The following is a 23,359-nucleotide window of genomic DNA, read 5'->3' as shown; positions in this document are numbered from 1 at the left end:
CGGGGCGGAAAGCGAGGAGCGTCCATGCTGAACGGTGAGAGATTGATCCAGCGCCCGCTTCGCTGGGGAATGGTGGGCGGTGGGCGGACGGGCCAAGTGGGCTACAAACACCGGACCGGCGCGCTGCGGGACAACACGGCCTATACGCTGGTGTGCGGGGCCTTCGATGTCGATGCGGCGCGCGGACGGGATTTCGGCATCAATATCGGCGTCGATGGCGAGCGCTGCTATCCCGATTACCGGACCATGATCGGCGAAGAAGCGGGACGGCCGGACGGGGTGGAAGTCGTCACGGTGGCGACGCCCAACCACACGCACTTCGAGATCACGAAGGCCTGCCTCATGGCCGGACTTCACGTCATCTGCGAGAAGCCTCTTTTCTTCAAGGTTGAGGAATGTCGCGAGATCGAGCGGCTCGCCACCGACAAGGGGTTGATCGTCGGTGTCGCCTACACCTATTCGGCCTTTCCCATGCTCCTGCAAATGCGGGCCATGGTCGCGAAGGGCGTGCTGGGTGAGATCCGCATGGTCGACCTCTGCTACATCCACGGCTTCAATTCGGCTGACGACTCCAACGCGTCCGAAGCGCAGAGGTGGCGGACGAACCCGGCAACGAGCGGGCCGACATTCGTGCTTGGCGACCTCTCCACACACACTTATTACCTGAGCCAGATGGTGCTGCCGCATATGAAGGTCACCAGGCTTCTGTGCGACCGGCAGAGCTTCGTCAAGTCGCGCGCGCCGCTCGAAGACAACGCCTATGTGCTCTTCCACTACGACAACGGCGCCGTCGGCCGCCTGTGGTGTTCGTCGGTCTGTGCGGGCTCGATGGACTCCCAGACGATCCGGATCGTCGGCTCGCAGGCCAGCCTCGTCTGGCGCGACGCCCATCCTAACGAGCTCTGGCATGAAATGCAGGGCCGGCCGGCTCAACTCATGAGCCACGGCATGCCTTACCTCGACGAGCTGTCACTTGGCAGCGATCGGATGGGCGGCCTGCATGCTGAAGGCCTTGGGGACTCCTGGGCGAACGTCTATCTGCGCCTCGCGCAGGCAATCGACGCGAAGCGGCGAGGCGACCAGGCTGCGCTCGATGGCCTGATCTATCCCGGGATCAACGACGGTACCGAAGGCGTCCGCTGGATCGAGAACTGCGTGCGCTCCGCCAACGCTGGTTCGGTGTGGGTGGATTTTCGGTGAGGGGCCGGGGATGATCAAGCCGATCACCATCACGACCGCGCCCTGCTGCTGGGGCGTCGACGACGTCAGGAATCCCCACCTGCCGGCGTGGGAAAAGGTGCTTGACGAAGCAGCGGAGGCCGGGTTCGGTGGTCTCGAGCTCGGGCCTTACGGCTACCTGCCGCTCGATGCGGCCCGCGTCTCGGACGCGCTTGAGCGGCGCGGGCTCAGCATCGTCGCAGGGACCATCTTCGATGATTTGGTCTCGCCGGAAAACCGTGACAATTTGCTCCGGCAAACTGATGAGATTTGCGCGCTGATCGTGAGCCTTCCAAAACCCGTGACCCATGATGGCCAGCGTCATGAGGCGCCATACCTCACGGTCATGGATTGGGGACACGACGCGCGCGACTTCGCGGCCGGCCATTCGGATCGCGCACCGCGCCTCGCGGCGAGCGGGTGGCGAAGCATGGTCGAGACCATTCGCGCGATTGCGGCGCTCGCCCGGGACAAATACGGCGTGCGCGCCGTGATCCATCCCCACGCCGGCGGCTACATCGAGTTCGCCGACGAGATCGAGCGCATCGTTGCGGATGTTCCGTCCGAGCTTGCCGGCCTCTGCCTCGACACCGGCCATCTCGCCTATGCGGGCATGGATCCGGTCGAGGTGCTGTGGCAATACCGTGAGCGCGCCGACTACATCCATTTCAAGGACATTGACCCAGGCGTCTTCAGTACCGTGATGAACGAGCGTATCCGTTTCTTCGATGCTTGCGCCAAAGGCGTGATGTGCCCGATCGGCAGAGGCAAGATCGCCTATCCGGCTATTCGGACTTTGCTCAGCGACATCGGCTATGGCGGTTACATCACGATCGAGCAGGAGCGCGACCCCCGCAATACCAGCTCGATTCTCGACGATCTCGCGGCCAGCCGCGATTTCCTGCGGCGAGCAGGCTTCTAACGCAACCGAACAGAAAGTGAGACCAGCAATGACAGTCAAGATCGGCGTGATCGGCTCGGGAGCCATCGGCCGCGACCATGCCCGCAGGATCAATAACGTGCTCGCGGGAGGTCGGATCGTTGCCGTTACCGACGTCAACCGGGCGGTGGCGGAGGCCGTCAAGGCGGACGTGGCGCCGGATGCGGCGATCTACGCGACGGGGGAGGAACTGGTCACGGCGAAGGACGTCGATGCGGTTCTGGTCACGTCCTGGGGCGCGACGCACGAGCAGTATGTTCTCGCAGCCATTGCTGCCGGCAAGCCCTGCTTCTGCGAGAAGCCGCTCGCCACGACGGCGGAGGGCGCGCGGCGGATCGTCGATGCGGAGGCGGCTCTCGGCCGCCGGCTCGTGCAGGTTGGTTTCATGCGCCGCTATGATGCGGGCTACGTCGCCCTCAAGGAGGCGATCCGGACGCGAACGGGCGCGCCGATCATGGTCCATGCCGCCCATCGAAACCCCACGGTGCCCGAGGCCTACGTCACGCCGATGGCGATCCACGACACGCTGATCCACGAGATCGACGTGCTGCGCTGGCTGCTCGACGACGACTACGTCTCGGCCCGTGTGCTGTTTCCGCGTCGAGCCACGCGGTCGCATGCCAAGCTGCGCGACCCGCAGGTGGTGGTGCTCGAAACGAAGAAGGGCGTGCTGATCGACGTCGAGATCTTCGTGAACTGCCACTACGGCTACGACATCCAGTGCGAAATCGTGGGCGAGGACGGAACCGCGCGCCTGCCCGAGCCCATGGCGATCGAGCTGCGGCTCGGCGCGAAATTGCAGAACGACATCCTGACCGATTGGAAGGACCGTTTCGTCGCAGCCTATGACGTCGAGCTTCAGGACTTCCTGAAGGCAGCGGCGGAGGGGACGGCAACGGGTCCGAGCTCCTGGGACGGCTATGTCGCGGCGATCACCTCTGATGCCTGCGTTGCCGCGCAGGAAAGTGCAGGCGCGCTCGTCGCCATCACGATGGCGGACCGGCCGTCGCTCTACCGCTGACGAGGAGCCGGCCAATGAAGAAACTCGACGTCATCACGATCGGAAGATCCTCGGTCGATCTCTACGGCGCGCAGGTCGGCGGGCGGCTCGAGGACATGGGATCGTTCAACAAGTACATCGGCGGCTCTCCGACCAACATTGCCTGCGGGGCGGCGCGGCTCGGGCTGAAGTCCGGGCTGATCACGCGGGTGGGCGACGAGCACATGGGCCGGTTCATCCGCGAACAGCTCCAGCGGGAAGGCGTCGACGTGCAGGGGGTCAAGACCGACCCCGCGCGTCTGACTGCCTTGGTGCTGCTCGGCATCCGCGACGAGGACCAGTTCCCGCTGATCTTCTATCGCGAGAATTGCGCCGACATGGCTCTCTCCGAGGACGACATCGAGGAGGCCTTCATCGCCTCCGCGCGCGCGGTCGTGCCGACCGGTACGCATCTGTCGAACCCGCGAACCGAAGCCACCGTCCTCAAGGCGCTGCGGCTCGCCCGCGCCCACGGCGCCCGCACCGCGCTCGACATCGACTATCGCCCGAACCTCTGGGGCCTCGCGGGCCATGGCGCCGGTGAAAGCCGCTTCATCGAAAGCGCGACGGTCACCAGGAAGCTCCAGGGCGCGCTCCATCTCTTCGACCTGATCGTCGGCACGGAGGAGGAATTCCACATTGCCGGCGGCTCGACCGACACGGTCGCCGCGCTGCGAGCTGTCCGCGCGCTGACCCCGGCGACGCTGGTTTGCAAGCGCGGGGCGAAGGGGGCGGTCGCCTTCGCTGCCGCCATCCCCGACAGTCTCGACGACGGCGAGATGGGCCCGGGATTCCCGATTGAAGTCTTCAATGTGCTTGGCGCCGGTGACGGCTTCTTCGCCGGGCTGCTGCGCGGTTGGCTCGACGACGAGAGCTGGCCGAAGGCGCTCGAATACGCCAATGCCTGCGGCGCCTTCGCGGTCAGCCGCCACGGCTGCACGCCGGCTTATCCGTCCTGGGAGGAGCTCCGGTTCTTCCTCAAGCGCGGCATCACGGTGAAGGCGCTGCGCCACGACACCGAGCTCGAACAGATCCACTGGGCGACAAATCGGTCGGGCGACTGGTCGGAATGTCGGGTGTTCGCCTTCGACCATCGGTCGCAGCTCGAGCAGATGGACGGCTACACGCTCGCCAAGGGTGGCGCCTTCAAGGAGCTGTGCCTCAAGGCCGCGCTCGAGGTGCAGGGCGGGCAGCCCGGCTACGGCATCCTTTGCGACAACCGCACCGGTCGGCGCGCGCTCCACGCTGCCTCCGGTTCGGGCCTCTGGATCGGCCGGCCCTGCGAATGGCCGGGCTCGCGGCCACTCTCCTTGGAGCCGGAGCTCGGGGCCGACTGCGGCGGCCTCGGTGAGTGGGCGCGCGAGAACGTCGTGAAGGTGCTCTGCTTCTGCCATCCGAACGATGACGTTGCGACGCGCGCGGCGCAGGAAGAGAGCGTCAAGCGCCTGTTCGAGGCATCACGGCGCAACAACCTCGAGTTCCTGCTGGAGATCGTGGCCTCGAAGGTCGGGCCGGTCGACGATGCGACGACGGCAACGCTGATCCGGCAATTTTACGCCGCCGGCATCTATCCCGACTGGTGGAAGCTCGAACCGCTGGCGAGCGCAGCCGCCTGGGATGCTGCCTGCAAGGCGATCGAGGCGCACGACCGCTTTACCCGCGGCATCGTCGTGCTCGGTCTCGATGCGCCCGAGGCCGAACTCGCCGCCAGCTTCCGCGTCGCCGCCAGCTTCCCGCTGGTGAAGGGCTTTGCGGTCGGGCGCACCATTTTCGGCGAGGTGGCGCGGGCGTGGTTCAAGGGTGAGACGTCCGACGAGGCGGCGGTCGCCGAAATGGCACTGCGCTACCGCCGGCTCTGCGAGATCTGGGACGAGGCGCGCGCAACCGCGGGGGAGAAGGCGGCATGACCAAGACGATCCGACTGACCGCGGCGCAGGCCATGGTGCGCTGGCTCTCGGTGCAGATGACGGAAGAGGGCGGGCGCTTCATCGAGGGTGTCTGGGCGATCTTCGGCCACGGCAACGTCGCCGGTCTCGGCGAGGCGCTGCACGGCATCGGCACGGCGTTGCCGACCTGGCGCGGCCAGAACGAGCAGACGATGGCGCATACGGCGATCGCCTATGCCAAGACCATGAAGCGCCGCAAGGCGATGGCGGTGACCTCGTCGATCGGCCCCGGCGCCACCAACATGGTGACGGCGGCCGCGCTCGCGCATGTCAACCGCCTGCCGGTCCTGCTCATCCCCGGCGACGTGTTCGCCAACCGTCGCCCGGACCCCGTGCTGCAACAGGTCGAGGATTTCGACGACGGCACGGGCTCGGCCAACGACGCCTTCCGGCCGGTGGTGCGCTACTTCGACCGCATCACGCGGCCCGAACATCTGTTGACCGCGCTGCCGCGCGCGCTGGCCGTGATGACCGATCCGGCCAATTGCGGGCCGGTGTGCCTGGCCTTCTGCCAGGACGTCCAGGCCGAGGCCTACGATTATCCGGAAAGCTTCTTCGAGCCCAAGATCTGGCGCATCCGCCGGCCGCGGCCGGACCCGCGCGAGGTCGAGGAGGTCGCGGGCCTGATCCGTGCCGCCAAGAAGCCGGTGCTGATCTCAGGCGGCGGCGTGGTCTATTCCGGCGCCGAGGCGACGCTCGCCGCTTTCGCCGCGAAGCATAACATCGCCTTCCTGGAGACCCAGGCCGGCAAGGGGGCGAACGCCTGGACCGATCCCCTGAACTTCGGCTCGCCCGGCGTGACCGGTTCGGAATGCGGCAACGCGCTTGCGTCCGACGCAGATCTCGTCATCGGCGTCGGCACGCGCTTTCAGGATTTCACGACCGGCAGCTGGGCCCTGTTCAAGAACGGCGCCCGCAAGCTCGTCTCGATCAATCTGCACGGCTACGACGCCACCAAGCACGGCGCGATCGGTGTTGTCGGCGATGCCAAGGTGGCGCTCGAACAGCTCTCGGCTCTGCTCGGCGGCCACAAGGCGCAAGCCCCGGACGCCGCTTCGCGCACCGCCTGGCACGCCAAGGTGAAGGCGGTGACGGCCGCGCCGGAGGGGACCGCCAACGTCCTGCCGACTGACGCGCAGGTGATCGGCGCAGTGCAGCGGGTCGCGACCGAAAAGACCGTCGTCATGTGCGCCGCCGGCACCATGCCGGGCGCGCTGCAGGTTCTGTGGCAGGCGGCAGCGGGTGGCTACCACATGGAGTACGGCTATTCCTGCATGGGCTACGAGGTCGCCGGCGCGCTCGGCATCGCGCTCGCCGCGCCGGACAAGGAGGTCGTCTGCTTCGTCGGCGACGGCTCCTACATGATGGCGAATTCTGAACTTGCCACCGCCGTCATGAGGCGCATCCCGTTTACCGTCGTTCTGACCGATAACCGCGGCTATGGTTGCATCAACCGTCTGCAGATCGAATGCGGCGGAGCCGAGTTCAACAACCTGTACAAGGACTGCGCCGTTGAGGAGCAGCCCGAAATCGACTTCGTCGCACATGCTCGAGCCATGGGCGCCTGGGCGGAGAAAGCATCGGACATCGCCAATCTGGAAGCGCTGATCATCGCGGCGCGCGCGCGAAACAAGCCTACTGTCATCGTGATCGATACCGACGCCGTACCCGGTACAGGCGCCGGCGGACACTGGTGGGACGTGGCCGTTCCGCAAGCCGGTGGTCCTGAGCGTCTTGAGCATGCCCGAGAACGGCACGAAGCCAACGCGCAACTTCAGCGCACTTTTGATTGAGGTCCCTCATGATCCTGTTTGGTACTAACCCAATCGCTTGGTCGAATGATGATGACTGGAGCATTGGCGATCATCTCACGCTCGAAGACTGTCTGAGCGACTGCCAGAAAATCGGGTTCGACGGCATCGAAAAGGGCCACAAGATGCCTGATGAGGGGCAGGCGCTCAAAGCGAAGCTCGCAGAGTACGGTCTGCGCTTTGCGGCCGGCTGGCACTCGACCAATATTCTCGTGAACGATATCGATGCTGAGAAGAAGAGCCTTCAGCATTTCATCGACATGGTAAGAGCCGCCGGTGGAGATCACATCAACGCGTGCGAGTGTTCGAACACAGTGCATGGCAATGACCGCGAGGCGGTCAACGACCGCCCGATCATGACAGATGAACAATGGGAGCGCTTCTCGAAAGGATATGAGGAGCTCTCGAAGTACGCCCATGGTCAGGGTGTGAAGATGGGGTATCATCATCACATGGGTACGATCATTGAAAGCGGCGCCGACATCGATCGCTTCATGGAAATGGCAGGTCCCCATACCCGGCTATTGTTCGACACGGGCCATGCCTTTTTCGGAGGTGCTGATCCATCGCAAATGGTGCGCAAATATATCGACCGCATCACTCATATCCATTGCAAGAACATCCGTCCCCCGATCATGCGGCAGGTGCGTGAGCACGGTTTGAGTTTTCTCGAAGGTGTGCGGCGCGGAGCCTTCACGGTGCCGGGCGATCCCGAAGGCTGTATCGACTTTGAGCCGGTGCTGACGATTGCCGCTCAACATGGGTATTCGGGCTGGATCGTCATTGAGGCCGAGCAGGACAGCCGGGTCCGCGAACCGCTCAAATATCAGGGTCTGGGCTTGCGCACGCTCAAGGAGATCGCCGCGCGTGTCGGCCTCGCGTAGATCGTGCGGGTTAGCGCCAACCTAGCTGAACCAGCATGCGGCGCTTCAGGAGAAAAATATGGCGGAACTGCTACGCAAACCCTTTGGTACCCACGGGAAGGTGCATGAAATCACGCCGCAATCCGCAGGCTGGCGATATGTCGGCTTCTCGCTTTACCGGCTGCGCCAGGGCGAGCAGGCCGCCGAGGCGCAGGGCGATCGCGAGGTGATCCTTGTGATGGTAGAGGGCAAGGCCGCCTTTACCGGCTGTGGGCATGACTGGGGTAGTCTGGGCGAGCGGATGGACGTCTTTGAAAAGACCCCGCCACACTGCCTCTATCTACCCAGCGGCGCCGCGTGGCAGGCAACTGCCGAAACAGATTGTACAATCGCCGTCTGTTCGGCTCCTGGCAGGGGTGGCCACGCGGCGCGGCGCATTGGTCCGGACGGAATCACGCTGATCGAGCGTGGCAAGGGGACGAACACGCGCTACATCAACAATATTGCGATGGAGAACGAGGATTATTGCGATAGCCTTCTCGTAACCGAAGTGTTCACGCCTGCGGGCCACTGGTCGAGTTACCCCTCGCATCGTCACGACGAAGATGATTTTCCGCGTATCACCTACCTTGAGGAAACATACTACCATCGCATCAAACCATCGAGCGGTTTCGGTATTCAGCGTGTCTACACCGACGATTTACAACTCGACGTGACGATGGCTGTGCACGACGGCGACGTAGTCCTGGTTCCGCGCGGGCACCATCCCTGCGGCGCACCCCATGGCTTCGAGATGTACTATCTCAACGTGATGGCCGGCCCTTTGCGCAAATGGCGTTTCCTGCCGAGCCCGGCGGTCGAATGGATCATGAAGCGTGATGCCTAAAATGAGGACGCCTGGTCATCCGGAGCGCAGATCCGAGATCAGGTCAATTCTGTCCTCGAGAAGGTGACGTCCAGCTTCAACGTCTCATCTTTGACAAGGAAAAGGCACCAACTTGGTAAGGTCGACTGCCTCTTTCTAACCATTGGTGAAGCCCGCAACTTTCAAGCCTGATGAAGCCGCCTCGGAGCGAGCCGGGTCGGTTCTAATTGGGCAACGCCAAGACGTAGTCGCTGCGGCGATTACCGTGAAGCTTCTGTTCGAAGCAAAATCCGCAGGGCTTGGCGCAGAGATCGGTTGCGGCGAACCAGGCGCACCCAGCGCGTTGGCCGCATGTCGACGCCGACGACAATCTCTATCGCACGACCCTATCGCACGATGATGACGGCCGCATGCGGCCGGATCAGTGTCCTCAAACGTTCGTTCGGGCCGATCTCCCATTGACAGTCGGTCAATCTGATAGAATTATAACAAACTAAGTTGCGATAATAACAAAATGTCACCATCGTACCAGAGGTGGGACTACGACGGAGGAGAGCTTGGAGCCGTCTGGTTCGGTTGCCGCACGGCCTCCGACGCCGCTTGTGATGGTCAACGGCATCAACAAGCGCTTCGGTGGAGTGCGTGCGCTGCGCGACGTAAATCTCGAGGTGCGAGCCGGCGAGGTACACGCGCTGCTGGGCGAGAACGGCGCCGGAAAATCCACACTGATCAAGATACTGAGCGGTGTTCATGCCCTCGACAGCGGCACGATCGAGATTGCGGGCAGGCCAGTGGCGTTCGACCGTCCGGCAAAATCGCGCGAGGCGGGGATTGCCGTCGTCTATCAGGACCTGAGCCTGGTTGAATCGCTTAGCGTCGCTGACAATCTGCTGCTCGGCCGCGAGCCGCGCATGCGTTTCGGCTTCGTCCGCAAGCGAGAACTGATGGCGCAGGCCACAGCATTCCTGGCGGAACTCGGCATACCCCTGGATACGAAAGCGACGGTCGGCTCGCTGCCGTTCGCCTTCCGCCAGATGACGGAGATCGCAAAGGCGCTAATGGGCGAGGTGCGGTTGCTCATCCTCGATGAGCCGACATCGTCGCTGACGTCGGACGAAGTCCGAATCCTGTTTGATGCGATCGGAAAGGTGACGCGGCGGGGGGTCGGCGTGATCTATGTGACCCATCGGCTCAACGAGGTCTTCGAGATCTCGCAGCGTGTCACAGTGCTCCGTGATGGGGCCAATGCTGGCACGTTCGTCACCGTCGATACCGACATGAAGCGGCTGGTGAATGCGATCGTCGGAACCGATCGACTGACGCCCGCAGCGGCGTCGCGCGCCGAGCCCGCGGCAAAGCGCGCGTTCGATCCGTCGTCGGTCTTGTCTCTGTCGGGTGCGTTCAATGACCGGCTACGATCCGTCGATCTGTCCGTGCTGAAAGGCGAGATCCACGGCCTCGCCGGATTGATCGGCAGCGGACGCACGGAGATTCTGGAGACGGTGTTCGGCCTCCGGCCACTCGACAGCGGCACAATTGAGATCGAGGGCCGGCGCTGGTTGCCGAAGAGCCCGGCCGATGCGATCGATCAGGGTATCGCGCTAGTGCCGGAAGATCGGCACGTGCAGGGTCTGGTCCTGGACCATTCGATCGAACGCAACGTCACCCTGTCACGAATTCCCTATTTCTCGCGGTGGGGCTGGATGCAGCAGCACGCCGCCGCCAAGCGTGCGGCGGCCGCGATCACCAAGCTTGCCGTTAAGGCGCAGGGTGCCTCCAGCTTGGTCCGGACACTCTCGGGCGGCAACCAGCAGAAGGTCGTGTTCGCAAAATGGAATGATCCGCGACCGCGCGTCCTGCTTCTGGACGAGCCGACGGTTGGCGTCGACGTGGGCGCACGGGAGGAAATTTACGGTGTAATCCGGAATGCCGTTCGTGACGGCACCGGCGTCCTCGTCGTCTCGTCCGATCTCGTCGAATTGATCGAGCTCTGCGACCGCATCTCAGTGATCGTCAATGGCCATGTGGCTCGAACGCTCATGCGCGGGGAGATCGACGATGCCGAAGAGCTCCACCATCTTCTTCAAATGTACCAGGCTGGCGTATCGCAAGGGCTGCCCGCATGACCGAACTGATCGCGCCCAATGTCGTCGCCGCGTCGACCCGATCCGATCGTCGCCGCAAGCTTCTGCAGAATCTGCTGCGGGGCGAGCGGCCCTACATGCTCTACATCGCCTTCGTGATCCTGCTCGTCGTATTCAGCCTGTCCTCACCCTGGTTCCTGTCGGTCGACAATTTTCTGAACATTGGACGCCAGACGACGCTGGTATCGATCATTGCGGTGGGCATGACCTTCGTCATCGTCGCGCGTCAGATCGATCTTTCAGTCGCATCGACATTGGCGCTATCAGGCATGGCGGCCGCGCTCGCGATGAGCCAAATCAACAACAGCTGGGTTGTAGGGGCGGTCGCCGGGCTTGGCACCGGCGCGCTTATCGGGCTGCTCAATGGCATCCTGACCACGCAGCTTTCGATCCCGTCCTTCCTGGTGACGCTCGGCTCGTTGAGCATGGCCCGGGGACTGGCGATGATGGTCACCAACACCAAGCCCGTGATCATCACCAACGAGACCTATTTTGCAATCTTCGGCGAAGGCACGTTCCTCGGCATACCGGTGCCGATCGCCTGGACGCTGGTCGCGACGATCCTCGGCATCCTGCTGCTGCACTACAACGTGTTCGGCCGTCGTATCTACGCGGTCGGCGGCAACCCGACGGCAGCGCTCTACTCCGGCATCAACACCAAATGGGTGACGACCGCAGCCTTTGTCCTGACTGGCACGCTGGCCGGCCTCGCGGCGTTGGTGCTGTCGGCGCGTTCACATGCTGCGCGGCCAGATGTCGTCCAGGGAATGGAGCTCGACGTCATCGCCGCGGTGATCCTCGGTGGCTGCAGCCTGTTCGGGGGGCGTGGCTACATCCTGGGAACGCTGTTCGGCAGCCTGATGATCGGCACGCTCAACAATGGCCTTGTGCTGCTCGGTGTGAGCTCGCCGATGCAGCTCGTGATCAAGGGCGCGATCATCGTTGCCGCGGTCGCTTTCACGAAACGCTAGAGCATGATCCGGAAAAGTGTGCAGCGGTTTTCCGAAAAGATCATGCTCAAACGACAACCTAAAGTGCGATGACGATTCATCCTAATCTCATCGCGCTTTAGTCAGATTAAGGCGCAGCGCATGAGCACAGGATCATTGCGCTGCTTGGGTGGGGGCAAGGCTGCCGGCCCTCCAGTGAATCGGTGGCCAAAATGGAGGAAGCAATGATGCCAATCTTACGACGAACCTTGCCGCTGACCGCGCTGATCGCAGCGACAGCCGTCTCGTTCGCCCCCTCGGCCCGCGCCGAAGTGCCTGCGACCTGCGTCAAGGGCGTCGATCTCGCGACGCTTGGACCGAAATCGATCGTCGGCCAGGGACCCCACGGCGAGAAGGCGGCTTCGCCCGAGGTGCTCGCGCTCTCGGAGGCTGACGCTGCGAAGGTCAAGGAGAAGCACTTCAAGGTCGGCATTTCCATGCAGACGGTCAACCTTGACTGGTCGCAGCTCCAGATCCAGGGCATCACCGATACGTTGAAGAAGTACGGAGTAACGGTGACGGGGGTTGCGTCCGCCGAATATCAGGTGGACAAGCAGATCGCCGACATCGAGAACACCATCCAGCAGCATCCGGACGGCATTATCTCGATCCCGGTCGATTTCACGGCGACCGCACCGACCTATAAGAAGATCGCCAAGGCCGGCATCAAGCTGGTCTTGATGGACAGCATTCCGACCGGCCTGAAGCACCCAGAAGAGTATGCCTCGATGGTCTCTGCGGACAGCCAGGGCAACGGCCAGATCGCGGCACAGATCCTTGCATCCTGTGTTACGCAGGGCGGCACCATCGGTCTCGTCAATTTCGGCGTCGACTATTTCAGCACCAACGAGCGCACCAAGGGGGTTCGGGAATGGATGAAGGCGAACCGTCCAGACATAAAAATGAAGCAGGTCGATTTCACGGATCCGCCGAAAGTCTCGCAGATCGCGGGCGACTTCCTCACCGGCAATCCCGATGTAAAGGGACTGTTCGCTGTCTGGGATCAGCCGGCGCTGGATACGCTGAGTTCGATGCGGGCGCAGAGCATCGACATTCCCGTCACCACGGTCGATCTCGGCCTGCAATCAGCGATCGAGATCGCCAAGGGTGGTCCGTTGAAGGCCACCGGCTCGCAGCGCCCCTATGATCAGGGCGTGGCGGAAGCGATGGCAATGATGAACGCGCTGCTCGGCAAGGAAACGCCGGGTTGGATCGGTGTGCAGTCGCTGCCGGTGACGCAGTCGAACGTGCTCGAATCCTATCGGACGGTTTTCAAGAAGGAGCCGCCGCAGGAACTGACCGACGCCTGCAACAAGGCGAAGCCCGCCTGCAATTGAGCGATCGGGATGCGTGGTCACAGGAGGCCGCGCATCGCCAGGCAGACTTGGTCCGGGCGAACCAGCCCCCGTCCGGATCAGGCTGCGCTGGTGACGTATTCCACGGGAAGGCTGCGGAAATGCTTGCGCATGTCTGACGACGCTGAGCCGCCGACAATGATCCGTGAAAACGCGCTGATATCGGAAAAGAAGGCCGGCTTGAGGCTGCCGAGCTTGCTGGCATCGACGACCAGGATGCTCTCCATAGCGGTCGCGATCACAGTCTGCTTGATCGCGACTTCATGAAAGTTGGAGCAGCTGGTGCCGCGGGTCCAGTGTACGCCACCGGCGGATATGAACGCCTTGTTGATTCCGAGCCGTCGCAGGTAGGACAGGCCGTCGTCCGACGCAAATGACTGCGATGATGGGTGGTAGAGCCCGCCCATCAGCATCACCTGCGTGGCCGGCCGCCGCGTGACGATCGTGGCCACATTCAGCGAATAGCAGATAATCGAGAGTGGCAGATCTTCGGGCAGGCAGTCCGCCAGCGATTGCATCGTGGTGCCGCAGTCGATGAAGATCGTGTCGCCTTCATTGATTGCGGCGGCAGCGGACCGGCAGGCGAGGCGCTTGTCCTGGGTATGCTGGTCGATCTCCTGCTCGAACGCATACTTGATTCCGGTCGGCGAGGCCGCGTTGACGACGTAGCCGCCAAGCAAAGCGAGCGCAGCCTCCGGCCCGGCGAGGTCGCGTCGAACCGTCATCTCGGAAACCTTGAGGAGCCCGGCCGCGTCCTTCAGATGCAGCGCGCCGCTCGTCTCGACGGCGCGGCGCAGTCTCTGCAAACGCTGGACGCGCGTCTCGCTTGATCGTGCGTTCGCTGTTTCAGCCATTTTGGTCACCGAGCTTGCTTATCCGGTTGACAATGATCTTACAATGTTGTGAGTTTGCCAACGTGGAAATGTTAGAATTATAACACGCGGCCTGTTCGAGGTTAGCGGAACATCCCAGCGATGCCGTCCGTCGCCCATGCGGCAAACCCCGGGCAGCCAGGACCAGGGAGGATCACATGCTTCGATCAGCTCATTCAATCTATCTGGCGATCTCGTCGATTCGCTAGGACTGCACGGGCGCGTCGATGAAGCAGAGCGTCTTGATACAGGATGCGTCCGCTGTACCCGTGCAGCCCCATGCCCGAGGCGAGGGGCATGCGCACTCCGTCTCGCGCAACAGCGGCCACGCGCTCGAGATGGATTGGGTCGACGAGATCAGGATCAACCTATCGGCTGCCGAACGGCGTGTCGCGAGCTTGCCGGGCCGGCGAACGGTCAAGAAGGACGCGCAGGCCGCGTGGCTTCTGAAGGCGATCACGTGCATCGACCTGACGACGCTCAACGGCGACGATACGACCGAGCGGGTGAAGCGCCTCTGCGCCAAGGCCAAGGCCCCCGTGCGCGGCGACCTCCTCGCGGCGCTCGGCTTCGCCGCGCGCGAACTGCACACTGGCGCGATCTGCGTCTATCATCGCTTCGTTGCGGCTGCCGTCGAAGCGCTCGACGGATCCGATATCCCGGTCGCTGCGGTCTCCACCGGATTTCCTGCAGGTCTCGTGCCCCACGACCTGAAGCTCAAGGAGATCGAGGCATCCGTCCGGGACGGCGCGCGGGAGATCGACATCGTCATCACCCGTGAGCATGTGCTGACCGGCGATTGGCGGGCCGTCTACGCGGAGGTTCGCGATTTTCGCGCCGCTTGCGGCGACGCGCATCTGAAGACGATCCTTGCAACGGGCGATCTCAAGACGCTGCGCAATGTCGCAAAGGCGTCGATGGTTTGCATGATGGCCGGAGCGGACTTCATCAAGACATCCACCGGCAAGGAAGGCGTGAATGCCACGCTGCCGGTGACGCTCGCGATGCTGCGGATGATCCGTGTGTATCAGGAGCGCACGGGGCACAGGATCGGCTTCAAGCCGGCCGGAGGAATTTCGACGGCAAAGGACGTGCTCAACTATCAGTTCCTGATGAAGGAGGAGTTGGGGCGCGACTGGCTCGAGCCGGATCTGTTCCGCATCGGTGCTTCGAGCCTGCTCGCCGACATCGAGCGGCAGCTCGAGCATCACGTCACCGGTCGCTACTCGGCCTTCAACCGCCACCCCGTGGGATGAGACCCAGCGATGAGCGTCGCAGACTATTTCGAGACGATGGAGTACGGTCCCGCGCCCGAGGCAGACGGCGAGGCGCGCGCCTGGCTGACGCGGCATGAAGCCTCGTTCGGGCATTTCATCAACGGCAAATTCGTCGCGCCACTTTCGGGCCAGCATCTCACGACGATCGAGCCTGCCGTCGGCAAGGCGCTGGCCCGGATTGCGCAAGGCTCTTCTGCCGATGTGGAGGCGGCGGTCAACGCCGCGCGCACTGCGCAGTTGCCATGGGCAAAGCTCGGCGGTCACGGCCGGGCGCGCCATCTCTATGCGTTGGCGCGCATGTTGCAACGTCATGCCCGGTTGTTTGCCGTGCTCGAGGCGATCGACAATGGCAAGCCGATCCGGGAAACCCGGGATCTCGATGTGCCGCTCGCCGCGCGCCATTTCCTGCATCATGCTGGCTGGGCCCAGTTGCAGGAGCGCGAATTCGCCGACCAGGTTCCGATCGGTGTGATCGGCCAGATCATTCCGTGGAATTTTCCGCTACTGATGCTGGCCTGGAAGATCGCGCCCGCACTGGCTGCGGGCAACACGGTGGTGCTGAAGCCGGCAGAGTTTACCTCGCTTACGGCCTTGCTGTTCGCCGAGCTTGCGGCCGAGGCCGGTCTGCCGCCGGGCGTGTTGAACGTGGTGACCGGCGACGGTACGACTGGCGCTTTGCTCGTCGAGAGCCCCGGCGTCGACAAGATTGCCTTCACGGGTTCGACCGAGGTCGGGCGGCTGATCCGCCAATCGACCGCAGGCTCCGGCAAATCCCTGACACTCGAGCTCGGTGGCAAATCGCCATTCATCGTCTTCGACGATGCTGACATCGACGGTGCCGTGGAAGGCGTGGTCGATGCCATCTGGTTCAATCAGGGGCAGGTCTGCTGTGCCGGCTCGCGCCTGCTCTTGCAGGAGGGGATCGCGGAGACCTTCCGCAAGCGACTTGTCCGTCGCATGGAGACGCTTCGCGTCGGCATGCCGCTCGACAAGGCGATCGACATGGGCGCGGTGGTGGCGCCAGTCCAGCTCGAGCGGATCAAACTACTGGTCGAGACCGGGGTGAGGGAGGGCGCAGAGAAATATCAGGCGTCCGCCGCGATGCCCACGGAGGGATGTTTCTATCCGCCGACCCTGCTCTGGAACGTACATCCATCGTCGACGGTTGCGATGGAGGAGATCTTTGGCCCGGTTCTCGTGGCGATGACGTTCCGCACGCCGGACGAAGCTGTGATGCTCGCCAACAATACACGCTACGGCCTTGCCGCCAGCGTGTGGAGCGAAACGATCGGGTTGGCGCTGGACATCGCGCCGAAACTGCTGGCCGGCGTTGTCTGGGTCAACGCGACCAACCTGTTCGACGCAAGCGTCGGATTCGGTGGCTATCGCGAGTCCGGCTTCGGCCGCGAGGGTGGCCGTGAAGGCATGTATGAGTACCTCAAGCCGAAGGTATGGAGCGGGCGCAAGGCGAGGACCAAGGCATCGCCGCTGCCCGCTGCTTCCGACGCCGGCGCCGGATTTGGCGTGCCGCCGATCGATCGAACGGCCAAACTTTTCGTCGGTGGCAAGCAGGTGCGTCCCGACGGAAACTATTCGCGTGCTGTGCTGTCGCTAAACGGCCGGCATCTGGGCGAGGCGGGCGAAGGCAACCGCAAGGATATCCGCAATGCCGTGGCCGCGGCGCGCTCAGCCGAGTCGTGGACAAGGGCAACAGCGCACAATCGGGCTCAAATTCTGTACTATCTTGCCGAGAACCTGTCGGCACGCGACGACGAGTTTGCCCGACGCATCTCCGACATGACGGGGATATCAAGTACAAAGGCGCGCGCGGAAGTCGATGCGAGCATCGAGCGGCTGTTCAGCTATGGCGCCTGGGCCGACAAATTCGAGGGGACTGTCCATGCACCGCCGCTGCGTGGTGTGGCGCTCGCGATGCACGAGCCGATCGGCGTGGTTGGTGTTGCCTGTCCCGATGAGGCGCCGCTGCTTGCCTTCGTCAGTCTGGTCGCGCCGTTGGTAGCAATGGGTAACCGGGTCGTCGTTGTGCCGAGCGAGCGGCATCCGCTCGCCGCGACCGATTTCTATCAGGTGCTGGAGACGTCGGACGTGCCGGCGGGCGTCGTCAATATTGTCACGGGCGACCGCGACGGACTTGTGAAGGTTCTTGCCGAGCACGACGATGTCGACGCGGTCTGGGTTTTTGGATCGCAGGACGCCTCGACAGCAGCCGAACGGCTCTCGATCGGCAATCTCAAGCGCACGCTCGTCGATCATGGCCTCGCGCTCGATTGGTACGACAAGGCTGCCTGCGAAGGCCCGATCCTGCTGCGCCATGCCGTGCAGGTGAAGAACATATGGATCCCCTATGGAGACTAAGCGCCGCTTCTACGGCTGCTTCCTGTTCAGCAAGGGCGTTATCGGGTCGGACGCGGAGTGATGACATGAGCAAGAATGGTGTCGCAGTCCTTGGCGTTTTTGTCGTCGATCTGGCGTTCCGCGCCGGCAATATGCCTGCGATCGGCGAGACGATTGCCGGATCGGGATTTGCGATGGGACCCGGCGGCAAAGGATCGAACCAGGCCGTGGCGGCGGCGCGCGCCGGCGCCAGCGTGAGCTTCATCTCCCGGATTGGTAGCGACGCCTTCGGCGAGCTTGCGATCAAGACGTGGGAGGCCGAGGGAATCAAGCCGTGCGTGGCCAGGACCACGGAGGCGCCAACCGGCGCCGCGTTCATTTATGTCCACGAGACGCGCGGTGACAACGCGATCATCGTGGTGCCTGGAGCGGCCGGCGGCATCAGCCCGGTCGATGTCGACAAAGCGGCTGACGCTATCCGCGCCAGCCGCGTGTTCGTTACGCAGCTTGAACAGCCGGTGGATGCGGCGCGGCGAGGGCTCGAGATCGCGCGCGGCGCGGGAAGCATCACAGTGTTCAACCCAGCGCCTGCGATCAAGTTTGACAGCAGCCTGTTTGCTCTGTGCGACTACGTCGTCCCCAACGAAACCGAGGCTGAGGCGTTGACCGGAATTGCCGTGAGCGACCTTGCGGGCGCTCGCCGTGCTGGAGATGTGCTGCTGGCCAAGGGAGCCGGAACAGCGCTGATCACGCTCGGCGAACGCGGGGCGCTATTTCACGCGCCGGACCGCTCGCTGCACGTGCCGCCCTTTACCGCGGGCAACGTGGTCGAGACCACGGGCGCGGGCGATGCATTCGTCGGCGGTTTCGCGGCGGCGCTCGCGGACGGTGCGGATCCGCTCCAGGCCGCACGATTCGGCTCGGCGACGGCGGGGATTTCGGTGACGCGGGCCGGGACTGCGCCTGCCATGCCGCGACGTGCGGAGATCGAAGCATTGTTGGCGGGGTGATCTCCTCCATGATGCCCGCCGGTTTCATGGCGGCGGGCTCGCTATGTCCTAAGAGCGTCGACCGCGTGGGCGATGAGAATGCTCAAGCTGAGTACCATCAGGCAAACAATTGCGGCTTGAAATAACATCGGAGTGGTTTCTGTGGGGCCAAGGGTGAGCCGCTCATAAGCCTTCACATTTCGCCAGCATTTGGCCGCGGGAGCGGCGCCTTGGTGTTCATGTCGTTACAAGTCTGCAAGGTTTGAACGCTGGCCGGTCATTGCTGGCCTAATAATTTCGGTTGAGCTCATGATGCCAATACGCACAAGCATCGCCAAATTAGAGCAACACGCAACCCTTTCAAGCGGTCAGCCACTCCTGATTCGAGCAATCCCATAGGGCTGAAGTTCAAAGCCTCCCACCTTGCGGATGTAGGTGCGGCCGCTGTCGAGCCAGACGGGATCGCGCACGGCCGCTTCAAAGCTTCCTTGGTCGAGGACATCCAGACTGGCAGGGCCATCGAAGCCCTTGACCTTCAGGCGCTGAGTCTCGCTCGACAGGTTGGCAAGCCAAAGCACTTGCCCGGCCTTGTTGCGATGGGCAAGAGCGGAAAGCTTTGAAGGCGCAGACGAATCCGTATCGATGCGCCTTGCGCTGCTCGCAGGGGCAAGACCTGCAATCACATGGTAGACAGGGAGCAGTCGGCCGGCGCCGCCATCGAACCACGGTTGGGCATGGGCCAATTTGCGATAGATCATCCCTTGCGGGCCGGTGGCAGAGCCGAGGGCCACTGCGTCGACACCGGCTCTCGCGGCCGCCGACAGATAGCCAAGACTCCATGCGGCGGCGAAGAGCCCGCGCTGGCGCGGATCAATATCGGAGAGGCAGACCCGCCTATTGTCGGGGTTTGGCGCAACCGCTGCGCCATAGGGGTTGTCACGACATGGAATACTGGTCGGGCCAATGTGATAGGGCAGTTTGCCGATCATGGCGCGTGCTGAAGCGAAGATCCACGGAAGAGTCTCAAGCGTCTCCATGACGGAGATGTCGTCAGGCGCATGGACAATGGGACATCCGGTATGTGTGATGAAGTCAAACACGCCCTGAGGGGCGGGCTTGCGGTTCAATTCGGTGAAATAGGAAAGCATTCCACCACCAAGCATGGCATCGGGGAAGGAGGTTCGCGCTGCCGTCGCCATTTCCTCGTAGGTGGGGCCCCAGGGCCTCGGTGTGTTGGGCTGAAACGATTTGAGATCGTGCATCTGGGTGACAACTACGGACGCAGGTGTGAGCCCCGCGGCATTCACTGCGCTCGCGATCGCAGCCACTTCCTTATCGGCCGGCTCTCTGGCTGGCAGAATGATCTCAAGTGTGACGGGAGATCCCGTTTGCCTTGAAAGATCGCGGTAACAGGCGGCGGCTTCTTCCTGTCCTCGCCGGCGTCCGTCGATCTGACATACGAGTGATTGAGGCTTTGCCGCAGCGATCAGGTCCACGGCCTCGAGCGCGGCCGCGGCTTCCTCCATCGGCACGCCGAGGCCGATTTGCGGAATACGGCCCTTCGCGCCCGCAAGAGTTATCGTCGTATCGGCAGCGGAGGTCCTCGGTCTCGATTTCGGCGGTTTGCCTGAGATGGTGAGCGTGATTGACTGGCTGAAGCTCTTGCCTTTCTCCAGCGTGTACGGCCAGGGATCGAGCAGGGAGCACACATAGGTCTTGTAGGAAGCATCCATCCAGTTTCGATGGTCCTCCATCTCGAACTTGTTTCCCTCCATAAGAACGGTCATTGCAACGCCGGACAGCGGCTCGTGCTTAAGCGAGCGGATTTCAAAGATGGGCTGACCGGGGCTGATGAACTTCGGGAATTTGCGCCTCTCTTTCTTCCCATCCGTGTGCACGACTTCGACCGGGCGCCCCACCGTTCCCGCGAGCGGATGCAGCACCACAAACCCTGTGCGATTAGTGAGGAAGTCGGAAAGGGGCGTTCCTTCGGCCGAGAACTTCAGTGTCCCATTGCTGTTTGCGTCGATCTTGGCGGAATATCGGATCGCCTGATTTTGGTCCTTGCAAACGGCCTGATAGGTGATGGCAAACCCATCCTTGTTTTGGTGGACTTTCAGGTCTTCGATCGCCGGAGCATACGTGCCCCAGTCCTTGTCCCGCGCGATATAGGAAATTCCTCGCAAGATCTCGTCACCGTAATAGCGGATGTAGCGTAAGGCGCCGCTGTCGAACACAGCCGAGATGGGACCTGCGGTCAATTCGCGACGTTTGCCTTCGGGAGCTTCGGTTCCGAAGAGCTTGATTGCGCGGCTCGGCTTCCTCTGGGCCATGACGGCTCCCTCAAATGACCTTGTCAGTTTGTGGATCGATCAGAACGGCGCGGTTCATATCGATGTCGATACTGACCTGTTCGCCCGGCGCCGTGACCTCGTGAGCCGCAAATTCGGCGGTGATGCTGATGCCCCCGAGCGGCATGCTAACCTGCACCCGCGAGCCCGTCGGTTGGACGAGCTCTATAGTCGATGGCAACTGCACGTGACCTGGCGCAGCATTCGCGCTAGCCTTGGCGATGTGCTGGGGCCTGAGTCCCAAAATGGCTTGGCCGTTTGGCGCCTTTCGTCCGGTAGGCAGGGTCAGCTTGGTTCCGTCGCGAAGGGTCACCTCTCCGGTCTCGATCGTGGCCGGAAGGAAGTTCATCTTCGGGCTGCCGAGGAAGCCGGCCACGAAGCGCGTTGCCGGCCGCTCAAACAAATCGAGCGGCGTGCCGAGCTGTTCAATCTTGCCGTCGCGCAGCAGCGCGATGCGGTCAGCAAGCGTCATCGCCTCGATCTGGTCGTGGGTCACGTAGATGATGGTACGGCCGAGCTCCTGATGGAGCCGCTTGATTTCGACCCGCATGTCGTCGCGAAGCTGGGCATCGAGATTGCTCAGCGGTTCATCGAATAGAAAGAGCAGCGCGTCGCGCACGATCGCGCGGCCGATCGCGACGCGCTGGCGTTGGCCGCCAGAAAGCTCACGTGGAAATCGCTGGAGAAGTTGTGCAATGCCGAGCAAGTCGGCGGCACGCTTCACACGTTTGTCGATCTGGGGGGATGCAACTTTCCTCGCTCGCAAGCCAAATGCAATGTTTTCATAGACGTTGAGATAGGGATAGAGCGCGTAATTCTGAAACACCATCGCGATGTCGCGATCGCGTGGGCGTGCCCACGTCACATCCTTTCCGCCGATTTCAACTTTGCCGGCGCTCGCCTCCTCGAGGCCTGCGATAGTGCGAAGCAAGGTTGATTTGCCGCATCCCGACGGGCCTACCAGGACTGTGAATTCGCCCGAGGGCACCTCAAGATCGATTCCCTTGACGGCGTGGTATGTGCCGTAGTGCTTGTGGAGTCCGGTAATCTTCAGGTCCGACACGAGTTAACCCTTGACTGCGCCCATGGATATGCCGCGGACGAGATAGCGCTGCAGCGTTGCGACGGTGATGAATACGGGAATGGTCCCGAGCACCGACATCGCGGCGATCTTGGACCAGAAGTTCGACTGGCCTCCAAAGTAATGCGTGACCTGGACCGTGTAGGTCGTGACCTCGGTGCGCGTGAGAACCAGTGAAAACAGAAAGTCGTTCCAGGAAAAGACGAAGGTGAAGACGGCGGTGGCGAACAGCCCGGAGCGCGCCATCGGAAATACCACCTTCCACAGGACCTCCCAGCGGCTGCAGCCGTCGATGAGAGCGCTCTCTTCGAGCTCTAGTGGAATGTCCTCGATATAGCCCCGCATCATCCAGATCACATAGGGCAGGCCAAACGCGGTATAGAGGATGATGAGCCCGATATAGGTATCGACCCAGCCGAGCCAGACATAGAATAGGAAGACCGGAAATGCGATGGCCACGGGGGGCATCATGCGTTGCGAGATGATCCACACGGCGAGGTTCTCGCCGCCTGTCTTGAAACGTGCCAGTGAGTAGGCGGCGATAGTGCCGAAGATCATGGCAAAGAAGGTCGATACCGAAGCAAGTACCAGACTGTTGCCGACCGTTTTGGCATCGCCATCCTTGAACAGCACCGCATAATTGTTGAACTGGATGCTCTTGGGGTACCACACTGGTGGGAAAGCGAAGATCTCGCCTGGCGTCTTGAACGAAATCGCAAACAGCCAGTATATCGGAAAGACAAAGATAACGACGAGGAACGTCGCGATGAGATAGCGCCAGACCAGCTTCGTTTCCTTGCGACGATGAAACGGCAAGCCTTTCATTTTGCCAATCCCATGCGTCGAATGGCCCAGGTCACGATGACGGTGAGAAGCGCGATGACCAGAAACGCGATCGCCGCCGTGTAGCTCGACTCGAACTGCCTGAAGCCCTGAACGTAGGTATAGACCGAGATCGTCTCGGTCATTGTGCCGGGACCGCCCGCCGTGAGCGCCCAAATGATGTCGAAGATGCGAAAGAGGTCGAGGCCACGAATCAGAATGGCGATCGACATGACCGGAAAGATTGCGGGAAGGACCACATAGCGGAAGCTGCGCCAGAACCGCGCTCCGTCAATCTCCGCGGCCTCGGTCAACGAGCGATCGACATTCGAAAGGGCGGCAAGCAAGATCAGGAACATGAACGGCGTCCACTGCCAGATCTCACAGAAGATGATGGCGGGATAGACGAGGCTAGGATTGACCGTCCAAAGAGCCGGCACGG

At 62.5% G+C, this 23,359-nt stretch carries 18 protein-coding genes; 13 read left to right on the top strand and 5 right to left on the bottom strand.

What is annotated here, in order from left to right; translation table 11 throughout:
• Positions 1-24: 24 nt before the first annotated feature.
• From SO140_RS31565 to SO140_RS31520, 10 genes are all read left to right on the top strand, one after another.
• A complete protein-coding gene (locus SO140_RS31565) occupies positions 25-1,200 on the top strand; it encodes a Gfo/Idh/MocA family protein (protein WP_449378121.1) in 1,176 nt (391 codons plus the stop codon).
• Positions 1,201-1,210: 10 nt separating this feature from the next.
• Positions 1,211-2,140, top strand: coding sequence for a sugar phosphate isomerase/epimerase family protein (locus tag SO140_RS31560; RefSeq protein ID WP_449378122.1), 930 nt, complete (start codon positions 1,211-1,213; stop codon positions 2,138-2,140).
• A 28-nt stretch (positions 2,141-2,168) separates the two neighbouring features.
• Positions 2,169-3,179 (top strand): Gfo/Idh/MocA family protein, encoded by a 1,011-nt coding sequence (locus SO140_RS31555; RefSeq protein ID WP_449378123.1) that lies wholly within the window; start codon positions 2,169-2,171, stop codon positions 3,177-3,179.
• Between the two features lie 14 nt (positions 3,180-3,193).
• Positions 3,194-5,104 (top strand): bifunctional 5-dehydro-2-deoxygluconokinase/5-dehydro-2-deoxyphosphogluconate aldolase, encoded by a 1,911-nt coding sequence (locus SO140_RS31550; RefSeq protein ID WP_449378124.1) that lies wholly within the window; start codon positions 3,194-3,196, stop codon positions 5,102-5,104.
• Positions 5,101-6,936: a 3D-(3,5/4)-trihydroxycyclohexane-1,2-dione acylhydrolase (decyclizing) gene (iolD, locus tag SO140_RS31545; RefSeq protein WP_449378125.1), complete on the top strand. Its 1,836-nt coding sequence runs from the start codon at positions 5,101-5,103 to the stop codon at positions 6,934-6,936. Before SO140_RS31550 ends, iolD begins: the two co-directional genes overlap by 4 nt.
• Positions 6,937-6,944: 8 nt before the next feature.
• Positions 6,945-7,838, top strand: a complete 894-nt coding sequence (iolE, locus tag SO140_RS31540) for a myo-inosose-2 dehydratase (RefSeq protein WP_449378126.1) — start codon at positions 6,945-6,947, stop codon at positions 7,836-7,838.
• Positions 7,839-7,896: 58 nt separating this feature from the next.
• A complete protein-coding gene (gene iolB / locus SO140_RS31535; protein ID WP_449378127.1) occupies positions 7,897-8,703 on the top strand; it encodes a 5-deoxy-glucuronate isomerase in 807 nt (268 codons plus the stop codon).
• A 536-nt stretch (positions 8,704-9,239) separates the two neighbouring features.
• Entirely contained in the window at positions 9,240-10,808 is a 1,569-nt protein-coding gene (locus SO140_RS31530; RefSeq protein WP_474799997.1) for a sugar ABC transporter ATP-binding protein, read from the top strand.
• Positions 10,805-11,797: an ABC transporter permease gene (locus SO140_RS31525; RefSeq protein WP_449382203.1), complete on the top strand. Its 993-nt coding sequence runs from the start codon at positions 10,805-10,807 to the stop codon at positions 11,795-11,797. The genes SO140_RS31530 and SO140_RS31525 overlap by 4 nt, the downstream gene beginning before the upstream one ends.
• Positions 11,798-12,000: 203 nt before the next feature.
• Positions 12,001-13,152, top strand: a complete 1,152-nt coding sequence (locus tag SO140_RS31520; protein ID WP_449382204.1) for a substrate-binding domain-containing protein — start codon at positions 12,001-12,003, stop codon at positions 13,150-13,152.
• A 77-nt stretch (positions 13,153-13,229) separates the two neighbouring features.
• Here SO140_RS31520 and SO140_RS31515 read toward each other — a convergent pair whose 3' ends face one another.
• Positions 13,230-14,024: a DeoR/GlpR family DNA-binding transcription regulator gene (locus SO140_RS31515; protein ID WP_449382205.1), complete on the bottom strand. Its 795-nt coding sequence runs from the start codon at positions 14,022-14,024 to the stop codon at positions 13,230-13,232.
• 356 nt (positions 14,025-14,380) lie between these two features.
• Between SO140_RS31515 and deoC the strand changes: the two genes are divergently transcribed.
• The 3 genes from deoC (at position 14,381) to rbsK (ending at position 18,684) form a co-directional block, all read left to right on the top strand.
• Positions 14,381-15,298 carry a deoxyribose-phosphate aldolase gene (deoC, locus tag SO140_RS31510; RefSeq protein WP_449382250.1) on the top strand — a complete coding sequence of 306 codons (918 nt, stop codon included), beginning with the start codon at positions 14,381-14,383 and terminating at the stop codon, positions 15,296-15,298.
• Between the two features lie 9 nt (positions 15,299-15,307).
• Positions 15,308-17,695: an aldehyde dehydrogenase family protein gene (locus tag SO140_RS31505; protein WP_449382206.1), complete on the top strand. Its 2,388-nt coding sequence runs from the start codon at positions 15,308-15,310 to the stop codon at positions 17,693-17,695.
• 65 nt (positions 17,696-17,760) lie between these two features.
• Positions 17,761-18,684: a ribokinase gene (gene rbsK, locus SO140_RS31500; protein WP_449382207.1), complete on the top strand. Its 924-nt coding sequence runs from the start codon at positions 17,761-17,763 to the stop codon at positions 18,682-18,684.
• Positions 18,685-19,031: 347 nt separating this feature from the next.
• On the opposite strand, the gene SO140_RS31495 is transcribed toward rbsK, so the two are convergent.
• From SO140_RS31495 to SO140_RS31480, 4 genes are all read right to left on the bottom strand, one after another.
• Positions 19,032-20,996 carry a D-apionate lactonase family protein gene (locus tag SO140_RS31495; protein ID WP_449382208.1) on the bottom strand — a complete coding sequence of 655 codons (1,965 nt, stop codon included), beginning with the start codon at positions 20,994-20,996 and terminating at the stop codon, positions 19,032-19,034.
• Positions 20,997-21,006: 10 nt separating this feature from the next.
• Positions 21,007-22,077, bottom strand: a complete 1,071-nt coding sequence (locus SO140_RS31490; protein ID WP_449382209.1) for an ABC transporter ATP-binding protein — start codon at positions 22,075-22,077, stop codon at positions 21,007-21,009.
• Positions 22,078-22,080: 3 nt separating this feature from the next.
• Complete coding sequence (locus tag SO140_RS31485) at positions 22,081-22,920, bottom strand: carbohydrate ABC transporter permease (protein WP_449382210.1); 840 nt, start codon at positions 22,918-22,920, stop codon at positions 22,081-22,083.
• Positions 22,917-23,359 (bottom strand): carbohydrate ABC transporter permease (locus tag SO140_RS31480; protein WP_498543553.1); only part of this gene is annotated, 443 nt, incomplete at its 5' end. The genes SO140_RS31485 and SO140_RS31480, both read right to left, overlap by 4 nt.

The sequence above is a fragment of the Bradyrhizobium sp. UFLA05-108 genome (genome assembly GCF_059803455.1).
This window is presented reverse-complemented; position numbering and strand designations above follow the sequence as displayed.